The 12,837-nt window shown below is 37.6% G+C and carries 14 protein-coding genes; 4 read left to right on the top strand and 10 right to left on the bottom strand.

Translation table 11 applies throughout. The features are described from left to right. Positions 1-107: 107 nt before the first annotated feature. The 7 genes from RLO81_RS16530 to RLO81_RS16500 all read right to left on the bottom strand — a co-directional run bounded on the left by RLO81_RS16530 (position 108) and on the right by RLO81_RS16500 (position 6,061). Positions 108-1,010 carry a toast rack family protein gene (locus RLO81_RS16530; protein ID WP_350114186.1) on the bottom strand — a complete coding sequence of 301 codons (903 nt, stop codon included), beginning with the start codon at positions 1,008-1,010 and terminating at the stop codon, positions 108-110. Positions 1,011-1,123: 113 nt separating this feature from the next. Beyond that, on the bottom strand, positions 1,124-2,242 hold the full coding sequence (gene dnaJ, locus RLO81_RS16525; protein WP_350114183.1) for a molecular chaperone DnaJ: 1,119 nt from the start codon (positions 2,240-2,242) through the stop codon (positions 1,124-1,126). A 21-nt stretch (positions 2,243-2,263) separates the two neighbouring features. Next, on the bottom strand, positions 2,264-2,845 hold the full coding sequence (locus RLO81_RS16520; RefSeq protein WP_350114180.1) for a nucleotide exchange factor GrpE: 582 nt from the start codon (positions 2,843-2,845) through the stop codon (positions 2,264-2,266). An 88-nt stretch (positions 2,846-2,933) separates the two neighbouring features. Further along, entirely contained in the window at positions 2,934-3,926 is a 993-nt protein-coding gene (obgE, locus tag RLO81_RS16515; RefSeq protein ID WP_350114177.1) for a GTPase ObgE, read from the bottom strand. A 7-nt stretch (positions 3,927-3,933) separates the two neighbouring features. Then, positions 3,934-4,500: an adenylate kinase gene (locus tag RLO81_RS16510; protein WP_350114174.1), complete on the bottom strand. Its 567-nt coding sequence runs from the start codon at positions 4,498-4,500 to the stop codon at positions 3,934-3,936. A gap of 43 nt (positions 4,501-4,543) precedes the next feature. After that, a complete protein-coding gene (gene hpt, locus RLO81_RS16505; RefSeq protein ID WP_350114171.1) occupies positions 4,544-5,071 on the bottom strand; it encodes a hypoxanthine phosphoribosyltransferase in 528 nt (175 codons plus the stop codon). Positions 5,072-5,140: 69 nt separating this feature from the next. Next, positions 5,141-6,061, bottom strand: coding sequence for a M20/M25/M40 family metallo-hydrolase (locus RLO81_RS16500; protein WP_350114168.1), 921 nt, complete (start codon positions 6,059-6,061; stop codon positions 5,141-5,143). Positions 6,062-6,162: 101 nt separating this feature from the next. On the opposite strand from RLO81_RS16500, the gene upp reads away from it, so the two are divergent. The 3 genes from upp to RLO81_RS16485 are packed head-to-tail and all read left to right on the top strand — an operon-like array spanning position 6,163 to position 8,268. After that, positions 6,163-6,807 carry a uracil phosphoribosyltransferase gene (gene upp / locus RLO81_RS16495; RefSeq protein WP_350114165.1) on the top strand — a complete coding sequence of 215 codons (645 nt, stop codon included), beginning with the start codon at positions 6,163-6,165 and terminating at the stop codon, positions 6,805-6,807. Positions 6,808-6,816: 9 nt separating this feature from the next. Then, the gene (locus RLO81_RS16490; protein ID WP_350114161.1) at positions 6,817-7,770 is read left to right on the top strand and encodes a calcium/sodium antiporter; all 954 of its coding nucleotides are present in this window, start codon (positions 6,817-6,819) and stop codon (positions 7,768-7,770) included. Positions 7,771-7,779: 9 nt separating this feature from the next. Further along, the gene (locus RLO81_RS16485; protein ID WP_350114158.1) at positions 7,780-8,268 is read left to right on the top strand and encodes a hypothetical protein; all 489 of its coding nucleotides are present in this window, start codon (positions 7,780-7,782) and stop codon (positions 8,266-8,268) included. Here the strand turns inward: RLO81_RS16485 and sdaAA are convergent. The 3 genes from sdaAA to rho are packed head-to-tail and all read right to left on the bottom strand — an operon-like array spanning position 8,222 to position 11,645. Then, positions 8,222-9,130, bottom strand: a complete 909-nt coding sequence (sdaAA, locus tag RLO81_RS16480) for an L-serine ammonia-lyase, iron-sulfur-dependent, subunit alpha (protein WP_350114155.1) — start codon at positions 9,128-9,130, stop codon at positions 8,222-8,224. The genes RLO81_RS16485 and sdaAA overlap by 47 nt on opposite strands. Before the next feature lie 32 nt (positions 9,131-9,162). After that, positions 9,163-9,972: a sulfite exporter TauE/SafE family protein gene (locus RLO81_RS16475; protein WP_350114152.1), complete on the bottom strand. Its 810-nt coding sequence runs from the start codon at positions 9,970-9,972 to the stop codon at positions 9,163-9,165. A 53-nt stretch (positions 9,973-10,025) separates the two neighbouring features. Next, complete coding sequence (rho, locus tag RLO81_RS16470) at positions 10,026-11,645, bottom strand: transcription termination factor Rho (RefSeq protein ID WP_350114149.1); 1,620 nt, start codon at positions 11,643-11,645, stop codon at positions 10,026-10,028. 292 nt (positions 11,646-11,937) lie between these two features. On the opposite strand from rho, the gene RLO81_RS16465 reads away from it, so the two are divergent. Next, positions 11,938-12,837 (top strand): aminoacyl--tRNA ligase-related protein (locus RLO81_RS16465; RefSeq protein ID WP_350114146.1); only part of this gene is annotated, 900 nt, incomplete at its 3' end.

Here is a 12,837-nt window from a genome sequence, read left to right as displayed (position 1 = left end):
AATAAACAAGAATATTACACATGCACGTAAATTTTTTTCTAAGCTATAAAAAAGAAAAGTGAACTATAACCTAAAAAGATAAGCGGTTTATAAAATAAATGATGAGACTAGTTTGATGATAAAGCAGGCTGCTCTTTGAAGATTATCTTGCCCATGCTAACATCAAGGTCAAAGTTTAATATGTTAGTAGCATTTTCTGAATAAGCCTCATTTACGAAAGTGTTGTTACCAATATCTTTAAATGATTTGAGTAGGCTCACTTTACATAACCATGAGTTACTAATTTTTACTTTTACAGGAGTGTTGCTAGAGGGTAGAACAATCATAAGATTGCCGGCACCTACGCTTCCATATACATTTGTTGCAAGTGCTGATTTATCAGAAAAATCAAGAAGTAAATCCCCAAAACCAACATCAGCTATAATATTCTTTGATTTGGAGAAGTTAACGTTTTCTACTTTCACGGAGCCCATATCTACCTGAACATAGAAAGTATCCATTTCAACTTTATTGTAATCCGAGGCTCTCAGATTTACATCTGCACTACCAGTATTAATTTTTATCTTCTCAATTGAAAGGCCGCTTAAATCGATATTGGCATTTCCAATTCCGTACCTTAGATTTAAATCGTACACTTTTTCAGAAGATAAATACATCTTCCACAGATTATCAGAAGTTTTTTCATCACTCCCGAACATGCGGTAAGAAATAGATCGGCTCAAACCTGCAGATTTATCATCCTCCAGATTAAGTTTTATGTAGCAGGTATTATCTGAAATTTCTTTATTAAAAGAATGCGAGTAACTATTGTAGTCTTGATTACCGTAAACAGTTAATAATTCATTAGTTGTTGATGATTTGATAAAACAGGTTCCACTGTTCGCTCCAAAATCTAAGTCAACGCGCTCTACTGCATCACTATTATCTATAGAAAATTGCTTCTTTACTTGAGCAACTGTAAGGGAAGTACTGATGATTCCGATCCCCAATAACAGAATTCCTTCTCGCATGACAGTAAGTAACGGCTGCTCAGCACTTTGAGTTACATTATGGACAGATAATTTTAAAGCAAAAAGGGACAATTTCTTACATTGTCCCTTTCGTACTAATTAATCTTTTTTAATTAAAAGAACTCCTTCATTTTCTCAAAGAACCCTTTCTCACCTTTTTCTGGATTTGGCTTAAAATTGGCTGATTCCCGAAGACTTTCAAGCTTTTGACGTTCTTCTGCTGTTAATGTTTTTGGTGTCCATACATTTACATGAATAAGCTGATCTCCACTGCCATAGCCATTGATATCTTTTATTCCTTTGCCTCTTAGCCTCAATACCTTACCTGCCTGAGTGCCGGGCTCAATTTTAATCCTTACTTTACCTGTAATAGTAGGAACCTCAATAGAAGTACCCAATGCAGCATCTATAAAACTGATATACAGGTCGTATACCACATTATTTCCGTCTCTTACCAGGGTATCATTTTCTTTTTCCTCAATTAGAATTAAAAGGTCTCCCGCTGCTCCGCCACCTGGTGCTTCGTTGCCTTTGCCAGACATTGACAATTGCATTCCTTCAGAAACCCCTGCTGGTATCTTTATTGATATTACTTCTTCTTTAGACTCTAGCCCTGAACTATCAACTCCTGTAGGTCTGGAATCTACTGTTTTACCTGCGCCACCGCATGTTGGGCAAGTAGAAGACGATACCATTTGACCCAACATAGTGTTTACTACTTTTCTAACCTGGCCTGTACCCTGGCATTGGCTACAGTTTTTGAACGTAACGCCTTCTGCCCTTACAAGCCTGTTTACTTTAATTTTTTTCTCAACACCGTGGGCAATTTCTTCTAGAGTGAGTTTTAACTTTATACGAAGGTTAGAACCTTTTCGTCCGCGTCTACCGCGACCTCCACCGCCACCAAAAAAGCTATCGAAGGGGCTGCCACCGCCACCAAAAATATCTCCAAATTGTGAGAAGATATCTTCCATGTTCATGCCACCGCCACCACCGAAGCCGCCACCATTCATACCTGCATGGCCAAATTGGTCATAACGCTGTTTCTTCTGAGGGTCGCGCAGGACTTCATAAGCTTCTGCAGCTTCTTTAAACTTTTCTTCTGCTTCCGGATTGTCAGGGTTTTTATCAGGATGATACTTAATAGCTACCTTGCGGTAGGCTTTTTTTATTTCATCTGCATTGGCAGATTTATCAACTCCTAATACTTCGTAATAATCTCTCTTTGCCATGTTCTTAAATTTTATACAGGATTAATTTCCTGTTACTACTTTGGCATATCGCACTACTTTCTCTTTCAACAGGTATCCTTTTTCAATGATGTCTACCACCTTGCCTTTCAATTTCTTTTCAGGAGCTGGAATTTGAGTAATTGCCTCATGAAAATCAGGATCGAAGTCCATTCCAATATCTCCTTTCATTGGAATTAATCCTTTTTGCTCCAACACTTTCTTTAGCTTGGCATGTACCAGATCGATACCTTCCTTTATCGCTTTTAATTCAACATCTTCTTTTTCGAATGATTTTTCAGCCCGTTCGAAATCGTCAAGCACCGGAATTAAAGCAGCCATTAAATCTTCATTGGCGGTTTGAACAAGATCTAATTTTTCTTTGGCTGTTCGTCTTCTGAAATTTTCAAACTCAGAATATAGCCTAATATATTTATCCTTACTCTCTGCCAACTCGTCTTTTATTTTAGTCAACTCGTCAGATTCTTCTTCAGAATCTGCTTTTTGTTCTTCTTCCAGCTCGTTCACTTCGTTGACTGTTTCTTCCATTTTATCCACTTTTTCTTCCTTTAAAGAGTCTTTTTGTTCTGTATTTTCAGATTTCATATGCCTTTCTACAATAAACCAATAATTTATGGGTGATGAAGTGTCAATTACTCTGCCAATGGCGTGTATATGTCAAATTGACACAATGTTAGTCATTTAATGACTTCCAGATAGTGTCTTTTAATTCAGTTAGTCCTTGCTGGGTAATGGATGAAATAAAATGAAAGGGAATACCCTCTGGTAATTCTTGTGCCACTTCATTCTTTAATTCATCGTCAAGCAAATCAGATTTTGAAATGGCCAGCAAGCGTTCCTTGTCGAGAAGTTCAGGATTGTACTTTTTAAGTTCTTTGAGTAAAATGTGGTATTCCTGTTTAATGTCATCTGCATCCGCAGGAATTAGAAAAAGTAGAATCGAATTTCTTTCTATATGTCTTAAAAAACGAATTCCCAACCCTTTACCTTCAGATGCTCCTTCGATGATTCCAGGAATATCTGCCATTACAAAAGACTTATAGTCTCTGTATGATACCACACCTAGATTGGGCACAAGCGTTGTAAAAGGATAGTCAGCAATTTCTGGTTTGGCCGCTGATAGCACGGAAAGTAAAGTTGACTTGCCTGCATTTGGGAATCCAACTAAGCCTACGTCTGCTAAAACTTTAAGCTCAAGGATTATCCATTCTTCCAAGCCAGGTTCCCCTGGTTGTGCAAACCTTGGCGTTTGGTTTGTAGCGGTTTTAAAATTTTCGTTACCGAGTCCGCCTCGGCCACCGGGTGTTAGAATTCTTTCTTCACCATCTTCTGTAATCTCGAATAGTTTTTCGTTGGTTTCAGCATTTCTGGCAACGGTACCAAGTGGTACTTCAAGAATTACATCTTCACCGTCTGCACCTGAACTTCTACTGCCACTGCCACTTTCACCATTAGAGGCGATAACGTGCTTTTTATACTTCAGGTGCAGTAATGTCCAAAGTTGAGCATTGCCTTTGAGGATTATATGGCCGCCCCGGCCACCGTTTCCTCCATCAGGACCACCTTTAGGAACGTGTTTTTCCCTTCTAAAGCTAACTGCTCCATTGCCTCCAGAACCTGATCGGGAACAAAATTTTACGTAATCTATAAAATTGGATGAAGACATAGGTCTTTTACTTATCCAACACTTTTATGATTTCTTTCGAGATCTCATCTATAGCACCAATACCGTTAACTGTTGATAACCTGTTTTGCTTAGCATAATAAGGCAACACATGCACAGTCTTACTAAAATATTCATCTATTCTTTTGATCAATTTTTCATCGGCATCGTCCATTCGGTTCTCAAGTTCTCTTCTTTTTGCAATTCTCTTTTTTACTTCCTCTTCAGATACTTTGAGTTCAACCACATGATGAATTTTCGTACCCATTTCCTTCATTAATTCATCAAGTGCTTTTGCCTGTGCCACCGTTCTGGGAAATCCATCGAACAAAAATCCGCCTGCACCTTCATTTTTTTCAACTTCTTCTTTGAGCATGGCAATGGTTATGTCATCGGAGACGAGTTCTCCGTTATTCATAATTTCTTTTACCTTAAGTCCAAGTTCTGTATCGTTGCTCGTGTGCCATCTGAATAAATCCCCGGTAGATATATGCTTTAGGTTATATTTATCGATTAGTTTCTCACTTTGGGTACCCTTACCCGCTCCGGGAGGGCCAAAAATCACAATATTTAGCATGTTCTAATTTTTTGAAGCTTTAAATATAAGGTAAAAAATTGGGCTAGTCTTTAAGTTGAAATATATCCTTTGTATTTCTTCCCAGACCATCATAATCGAGTCCATAACCTACAACAAATTTATCTGGAATGTCAAACCCAACATATTTCAATTCTACACCTGCGTCTTTCGATTTAGGCTTTTGTAACAGTGTAATCACTTCAACTGAAGCAGCACCAAGCGAATGAAACTCATCTTGAATTTTTGTGATGGTTCTGCCCGTATCAATAATATCTTCAAGAATTACAACATCTTTCTTAAAGATGTTTTCGTTCAATCCTATCAATTGTTTAACATTTCCCGAGCTTTCCATTTCTTCGTAACTGGCTACTTTCACAAATGAAATTTCGCAATCAATTTTAACTTCTTTAAGTAAATCAGAAGCAAACATGAATGAACCATTCAAAATAGCTATAAACAGAGGCCTTTTATCCTTATAATCAGTATTAACTTTGCGGGCCAGGCTCCTAACTTTCTTACTAATTTCTTCCTGAGTAATGTATTTGACGAATTTCTTGTCTTTAATTACCATAAATAAGCCGAATAGACGGGTATTTTAAAATGAGCCTGCAAATATATAAAGATTAAGGAAAGACTAGCATTATAGTTTTTCCATTAGATAAGAATAAAGTTCAATCATGTTCTTGATATCCTTTTTATTCACTGTTTCGTCAGGCGAATGAACATTATCTTCTGGTGCTCCAATAAAACACCAATCTATTGGATACGGTGAGGTTTGAATTTCCCTGCCATCACTGCTGCCATTGGCTTCTACTTCCAGCTGAAAGGGGATAGTGCTCTCCTGTGCTAACCCTATAATTTTATTAATATAGGCTCTTCTGGGTATATTTCTGTCACGTAAACTTATCACCACACCATTGCCGGGGTGTACCCCGTCAGTAACCCAGGTGATATCTGAAATAAGTGTATTTTTTATTTTCCAGTTTTCGTAAATATATTTTAGCAGATAGGGCATTGATCCCCCGCCATGTTCTTCCCAGCAGCTAAATACGATAATTCCATCAGTTAACGTTTCAGCAACTTTTAGTGCTGAATAAATACCTAATCGATTATCGAGGTAGCAGGTTGTGATGTATTCTTTTGTCTCTCTAAAATTGCATTTATAGGTCAGGTCTGTGCCAGTATCAATGGCTCTTCCAAATTTATATTTAACTTGCTTATCGTCTGTCAAATGCAGTTCACACTCAATGGGTCCTAAACTATCACTACCAACTAATTTGGTCCCTGTTTCTGCATGTGGTCCGCCAATAGGCACCAGTTGATCTTCATATCGTACCGTATAACCTATAGAATCCATGTGGGCGAATATGGCGGTTCGTGGATTTCCGAATGTGAGAATTAAACAATCTTGAAATTCTTCTCCATGAATTATTTGTGGGGCTACTTTCCACCGATTCTTGTTTTCCTCAACGTATGTTAGTAAAAAGTCTTTCATCGCTGATTCATTTCCTGAAGGTGCATGAACCTTACACAAACGTTTTAACAATATATATTCACTCATTTTTTTCAAAAATAGTTCTATGTAAATTCCGCTAGTTATCTAATAATAATTATATTTCAATCTTAATTATTAATCAATCAAACCCTAACCCTGCCATGTCAATGGTTGTAATAATCAATGAAAAAGCATCAATTGCTAATCATTTTCTATTTGAGTTGAGGCACAAAGATATTCAAAAGGATCGGGCCAAATTCAGGCATAATTTGAAAAAATTAGGTCAGGTTATGGGGTACGAGGTGTCAAAGTCTTTGAAATATGTTGTGCAGTCAGTAGAAACTCCATTGGCTTTGACTAAAGTTAATTTACTTTCAGAACAACCTGTGTTAGTAACTATACTCAGAGCTTCAATACCTTTTTTTGATGGCTTTTTAGATTACTTTGATCAGTCTGATGTAGCCTTTATAGGTGAGTATAGACAGGAGGGTTCTTCTGAAATAGCAGTAAAGTTAGATTATGTTGCAGCACCTGAAATAAAGAACAGGCCATTAATAATTATAGACCCTATGTTGGCCACTGGCAAATCACTTATTAAAGCTTATAACCAGTTGACTGTAAATGGCTTGCCAAGTTCTGTACATTTTGTCTCAGCAGTTGCTGCACCAGAGGGAATTAACTATATTGCCGACCATTTATCAATTGATTATACTATATGGACTGCTTCATTAGATGAAAAACTTAATGAACATTCTTTCATAGTACCTGGCCTGGGGGACGCAGGTGATCTAAGTTTTGGAGAAAAGTTATAGTAGCAAACTATGTTATTAGATATCGTAATGCTTATAGTTGGATTGTTTGTCCTCATTATGGGGGGCGATTTCCTCGTAAGAGGTGCTTCCAGCTTGGCACTAAGAGCACATATTTCTCCGTTAGTAGTTGGCCTCACAGTAGTAGCATTCGGTACATCTGCCCCAGAACTTTTAATTAGTATTAAAGCTGCATTGGAAGGTAGCCCAGACATGACTATGGGTAATGTTGTTGGATCTAATATTTGTAACCTGGCACTTGTATTAGGAATTACGGCACTTATTGGCCCTATAAGTGTTCAAAAAGATTCTATTAAAATAGATTGGCCCGTAACTATGGGTAGTTCACTGCTCTTATACTTTGTGGTTAAGGAGAAAGATGCTGTTATAGATTCTATTGAAGGGGTCGTGTTTATATTGTTATTGATTGTATACACGGTTTATATCATCAGAAAATCAAGAAAAGAAACAAAGGCATTAAGAGATTCTGAAGAAGACCTTGACTTGCCTGAGGTTTCTAATAATCTTATAAAGGATTCGCTATATATTATCGGTGGTTGTGCCGGACTTTATTTTGGAGCTGATTGGTTTGTGGGAGGGGCAAAGGAGATGGCGACATTTTTAGGTGTGAGTGAACGTGTAATTGGCATTACGGTTCTGGCATTAGGAACCAGCTTACCAGAGTTGGTTACTGCAATCGTAGCATCCATAAAAAAGGAAACAGATCTTGCTTTGGGCAACCTGATGGGATCAAACATTTTTAATATACTCTCCATACTTGGAATCACCAGTATTATTCAAGACATACATGTAAGTGAGGCAATTATTCATCAAGACATGACTGTGATGCTGGGCATTACTCTTCTCATACTTCCTTTAATGCTCTACAAGCGAAAAATGGGAAGATTTTCAGGGGCTTTATTACTTCTTATTTATTTGGTATATACATACAGTGTGATATCCTAATTTTACAGGATGATCGCTGAAATACTAAAAGCCATTTCTATTATCTTACTAACCATGCTAAAGTTCATTTTTGGACCTGTTGGTGGTTATGGTGCAGGATTTTCTTATATGTTAACTGTAATTATAACGATTGTTGGAATGATGACAAGCGTCATACTGTTTACCTATTTGGGGAATTTTATTCGCGAAAAATGGCTGAATAAGATTTTCAAGAAAAGGAAAACTTTCTCAAAGCGTAATAGACAATTTGTTGCTATTTGGAAGAAGTATGGTATAAAAGGTGTTGCCTTTTTAACACCAATATTATTAACCCCAATAGGAGGTACGCTTTTATTAGCGACCTATCATACACCAAAGAAGGTAGTAATTTCATATATGTTTGTAAGTGCCATACTTTGGTCTTTCATTTTAACGGCACTAGTATATTATGCAGGAGATACAATAAAGGCATTTATTCCTCAGGATGCTCATCCGGAAGAATTTCTATATCCTGAATAAGAACTTTTTTAGAAATAGCCTGACCGGTTTTGGTTGCTGCTAAACCACCCATGGCAGTTTCCTTATACCTATTTTCCATGCTTTGCCCTACTTCACCCATAGCATCAATGCATTCATCTACAGGTATAACAGCACTCACATTTGAAAGTGCAATTTGTGCGGAAGAATTAGCTATAGCCGCGGCACTTGCATTACGCACCACACAAGGCACTTCCACCAAACCAGCAACAGGATCACAAACAAGGCCTAGCATACACTGCACCGTTATCGCCACCGCATTAAATATTTGATCGATATCTCCGCCCAAACAATAAACAATAGCACCAGCAGCCATGGCAGCCGCACTACCTGTTTCTGCCTGACAACCACCAACAGCACCTGCCAGCGAAGCTTTTTGTTCAATGATTAACGCAATACCAGCGCCAATTAAAAGTCCTTCCAATATTTTTTTATCCTCAAGTCCATGAATTTCCTGAAGTGTATAGAGTGTGCCAGGAAGAATGCCTGAAGCCCCAGCTGTAGGTGCGGCTACAATTCTTCCCATACATGAATTTACTTCTTTAGCTGCAAGTGCTCTTGAAATCAGATTTTGAAATTCCCTGGAAAGCACAGTTTTTTCGTTTTGATAAACCTTTTTGGCTCCATTGTTAATCATACCGGATCGGGAAGACATATCTTCAGATAGGCCAGTATTAACAGCTTCTTTCATTACATCATAGGCTCGCTGCAGGCCTTCCCAAACTTGTGCTTCACCTCTTCCTTTTTGTTCTTTTTCGTAATCAAGAACAGGTTGATATAGTGGTACCTTCTCTTGTTCGCAATGTGCTTTCCAACTAGCAAAATCGTTAAATAATAGCGCCATAATAAGTTAATTTGAAACAAAGTTAACGAAACTTAGCAGAGCAACTCAATGATTTTTCTTAGCATTACGATACCAATAATAGTTAAGAACAAATAGGATATAACCCTGGCAGGTGTTTTTTCGCCCAACTTAAGCCCAAGTGGTGATCCGATTATAACACCAATAGCCAACGGCAATGCTACCGGGAAAAGAATAAAGCCCAGGTGGGCGTAGCCCAGGTCTACTGTTGGTTTATTAATGATATTTAAAAATGTTAAAAAAAGAGAAGTAATAAAGATTGTACCATACGTTATTTTTTTAGCCTTTATTACATCTACCTTCATCCAAAGATTAAGCATGGGTATAACCATAGACCCACCACCCAAACCTGTTAATGCTGCTACTGCACCACCACTCATACCTGTTACAATGAGTTTGGGTAAGGTAATGCTCTCTTTTTCTTCCAGACGCTTTCTTAACTTACTAAGCGTACGAATAATAATATAAGCCAAAAGGATAACAATGATAATATTATAAGCCTCTTTAGAATAGCTGGTATTGTAAACAACAAGCTGTAGCAATATTGAAGCTGTGGCACCTGCAGCACCAGCAAGAATCAGAGTTTCATTCCAATACATGTTTCTCTTGGCCATAAGCTGCACATTATTTAAAAAAGAAGAACACATGGTTGCAAATATTGTATTTGCTATTGTCAGTTTTACGATCAAATCTTCGGGAATTCCCATATGGGCCAAAGCCATTGGAATTACAGCAATCATTATAAATCCGGTTCCAACTCCGGTAATACCAGCCAAAACCCCACCAATTAGGCCCGCTACAAATAGTAAAGTATAAATTATCATAACATAAAAAAAAGCTGCACTAGGCAGCTTTTAGTTTATCAATAAGTTGATTATCACCCATTCATAGATATGAGAAACTCTTCATTATTTCTGGTGCCTCTCATTTTAGATAACAGGAAGTCCATTGCTTCATTTGAGTTCATATCAGACATGAATTTTCTCAGAATCCATACTCTTTGTAATTCTTCTTCTGACATCAATAGATCTTCTCTTCTTGTTCCAGAAGCAGGAACATCAATTGCAGGATAAACACGCTTGTTCGAAAGTTTTCTATCCAACTGAAGCTCCATGTTACCGGTTCCTTTGAATTCTTCAAAAATAACTTCATCCATTTTAGAGCCAGTTTCTATTAATGCAGTAGCTATGATAGTTAATGAACCGCCATTTTCTACATTTCTTGCAGCACCAAAGAATCTTTTAGGTTTATGTAAGGCATTGGCATCCACACCACCAGAAAGAATTTTACCAGAAGATGGTACTACAGTATTGTAAGCCCTTGCAAGTCTTGTTATCGAATCTAGAAGTATAACAACATCATGCCCACACTCAACCATTCTTTTCGCTTTTTCAAGCACCATGCTAGAAACTTTCACGTGACGTTCGGCCTGCTCATCGAAAGTAGAAGAGATAACCTCAGCTTTTACGCTTCTAGCCATATCCGTTACTTCCTCTGGGCGTTCGTCTATCAGAAGAATTATTAAATAGCATTCAGGGTGATTTTCGGCAATGGCATTGGCCACATTTTTCAAAAGCACCGTTTTACCAGTCTTTGGCTGGGCTACAATCATACCTCTTTGCCCCTTACCAATAGGCGAAAACAAGTCCAGTATTCTGGTTGAATAATTGTCAGGTTTTGTGCTCAGTTTAATTTTTTCTTCTGGGAAAAGTGGAGTCAAATATTCAAAAGAAACCCGATCTCTGATTTCCTCAGTAGTTTTTCCATTCACCGTTCCAACTCTTAGAAGTGCGAAGTATTTTTCGCCTTCTTTGGGCGGCCTGATTTGCCCTTGAACGGTATCACCTGTTTTTAGGCCGAATAGTTTAATTTGAGATGGAGAAACATAAATGTCATCAGGGCTTGCTAAATAGTTGTAGTCTGAAGAACGTAAGAAACCGTAGCCGTCTTGCATGATTTCAAGCACACCTTCATTTTCGATAACACCATCAAAGTCTTTGATTGTGTTCTCTTTCTTCTTGTTGTCTCTACCTTTATTTTCCCGTGAATTACGGTCACCTTTATCATCATCACCCTCTTTCCTTGAATCTTTTGGATTGTTCTTTGGGGTGGGTTTGTTTGGCTTGTCTGCTGGTTTTTTATCGTCAGAAGGCTTCTTATCATCTAAAGAAGCAGTACTCTTTTCTAATTCAATGTCGAAAGACTCTAAAAGCTCATCGGCATTCATGTCTTTAGCATCTTTTTTCTCAGTTTTTTCAGCCACATTCTCTCGTTTTCTAGGTCGTTTCTGATTATCCTTTTTGTTGTCCTGAGAGGGTCTTTCTTCTGATGACTTCTTTTTAGGGAGCTTTTCTTCAGGAGTGATGGCTTGTTGATCAAGGATTTTGTAAACAAGCTCTTCTTTTGAGAGTTTCTTGTAGTTTTTCAGGCTTAATTCTTCAGCTATTTCTTTCAATTCAGAAAGAAGCCTGACATTTAATTCTTCAATCGTATACATAAATTAATAATGTGGTATTGGAATGTAATTTTGTTGTAATAATATCAATGATTGGGTGTTTTAGAATTCACCGTTTTGATTTCGAATAGTAGATAAAATTGTTGATGTTGAATGACTTTCTTTATCAGGAAATGATTCTTAAAGTCAATTACTTCATAATTGGTATTGCAATAATATAGTAACCATAGTCAATCCACAAACTTTATTCGTAAATAATCAATCTAGGCTGAATATTCTTCCCCTTTTACTTTAAAAATGCATTATTTTGCAGCGATTTTAATAAAAACCAAATATGCTAGAAGTTAATCGCATACGTGCAGAGAAAGAGAAAGTGATCAGTGCCCTGGAAAAGCGCCAGTTAAAAGATGCTGCATCTTTGATTAATAGGATTATTGAATTGGATGATGAAAGGAAAGCCACCCAGACTAAAAATGATGAAATCCTTTCTGAAGCTAATCAACTTTCTAAACAAATTGGGCAACTGATGAAAAGTGGCCACAAAGAGGAGGCGGAAGCAATTAAAAATAAAAGCAGTGCGTTAAAATCTGACAGTAAAAACCTTACCGAAAAACTGAATTCGTTAGAAGACGAGTTAAGGCAGTTATTGTACAAAGTTCCAAATACTCCAAATTCAAACGTGCCTGCCGGAGCAAACGAAGAGGCGAATGAAGTTGTTTATGAGTATGGCGCAGTGCCTCAATTGTATGAAGGGGCGCTACCGCATTGGGACCTTATTAAGAAATATGACATTATTGATTTTGAACTAGGTAATAAAGTTTCAGGAGCGGGATTTCCATTCTACAAAGGAAAGGGTGCACGTTTACAGCGGGCAATGGTTAATTTCTTTTTAGACGAAGCAGTAAAAATGGGCTTTGAAGAAGTGCAACCGCCAATCGTGATTAATGAAGACTCAGGCTACGGTACCGGCCAACTACCAGATAAAGATGGTCAGATGTATCATATTCAACTAGAGAATTACTTTTTAATACCCACAGCAGAAGTGCCAATTACTAACATGTATCGAGATGTAATCTTGGATGTTGATAAATTGCCAATCAAACATGTAGGTTATACGCCATGTTTTAGAAGGGAGGCAGGATCCTGGGGGGCGCATGTTAGGGGTTTAAACAGATTGCACCAGTTTGATAAGGTAGAGATCGTTCAAATTCAACATCCTGATAAGTCCTATGAA

It is taken from the genome of Fulvivirga sp., assembly GCF_040220315.1.
Lineage (GTDB): Bacteria > Bacteroidota > Bacteroidia > Cytophagales > Cyclobacteriaceae > Fulvivirga.
The sequence above is the reverse complement of the archived record's forward strand: the minus strand, read 5'-3'. Positions and strand labels throughout refer to the sequence as shown.

What these genes read in the sequence shown, in the direction of transcription:
- RLO81_RS16530 (WP_350114186.1), bottom strand. Translation starts at nt 1,010, where the DNA reads ATGCGAGAAGGAATTCTGTTATTGGGGATCGGAATCATCAGTACTTCC.
- dnaJ (WP_350114183.1), bottom strand. Translation starts at nt 2,242, where the DNA reads ATGGCAAAGAGAGATTATTACGAAGTATTAGGAGTTGATAAATCTGCC.
- RLO81_RS16520 (WP_350114180.1), bottom strand. Translation starts at nt 2,845, where the DNA reads ATGAAATCTGAAAATACAGAACAAAAAGACTCTTTAAAGGAAGAAAAA.
- obgE (WP_350114177.1), bottom strand. Translation starts at nt 3,926, where the DNA reads ATGTCTTCATCCAATTTTATAGATTACGTAAAATTTTGTTCCCGATCA.
- RLO81_RS16510 (WP_350114174.1), bottom strand. Translation starts at nt 4,500, where the DNA reads ATGCTAAATATTGTGATTTTTGGCCCTCCCGGAGCGGGTAAGGGTACC.
- hpt (WP_350114171.1), bottom strand. Translation starts at nt 5,071, where the DNA reads ATGGTAATTAAAGACAAGAAATTCGTCAAATACATTACTCAGGAAGAA.
- RLO81_RS16500 (WP_350114168.1), bottom strand. Translation starts at nt 6,061, where the DNA reads ATGAGTGAATATATATTGTTAAAACGTTTGTGTAAGGTTCATGCACCT.
- upp (WP_350114165.1), top strand. Translation starts at nt 6,163, where the DNA reads ATGGTTGTAATAATCAATGAAAAAGCATCAATTGCTAATCATTTTCTA.
- RLO81_RS16490 (WP_350114161.1), top strand. Translation starts at nt 6,817, where the DNA reads ATGTTATTAGATATCGTAATGCTTATAGTTGGATTGTTTGTCCTCATT.
- RLO81_RS16485 (WP_350114158.1), top strand. Translation starts at nt 7,780, where the DNA reads ATGATCGCTGAAATACTAAAAGCCATTTCTATTATCTTACTAACCATG.
- sdaAA (WP_350114155.1), bottom strand. Translation starts at nt 9,130, where the DNA reads ATGGCGCTATTATTTAACGATTTTGCTAGTTGGAAAGCACATTGCGAA.
- RLO81_RS16475 (WP_350114152.1), bottom strand. Translation starts at nt 9,972, where the DNA reads ATGATAATTTATACTTTACTATTTGTAGCGGGCCTAATTGGTGGGGTT.
- rho (WP_350114149.1), bottom strand. Translation starts at nt 11,645, where the DNA reads ATGTATACGATTGAAGAATTAAATGTCAGGCTTCTTTCTGAATTGAAA.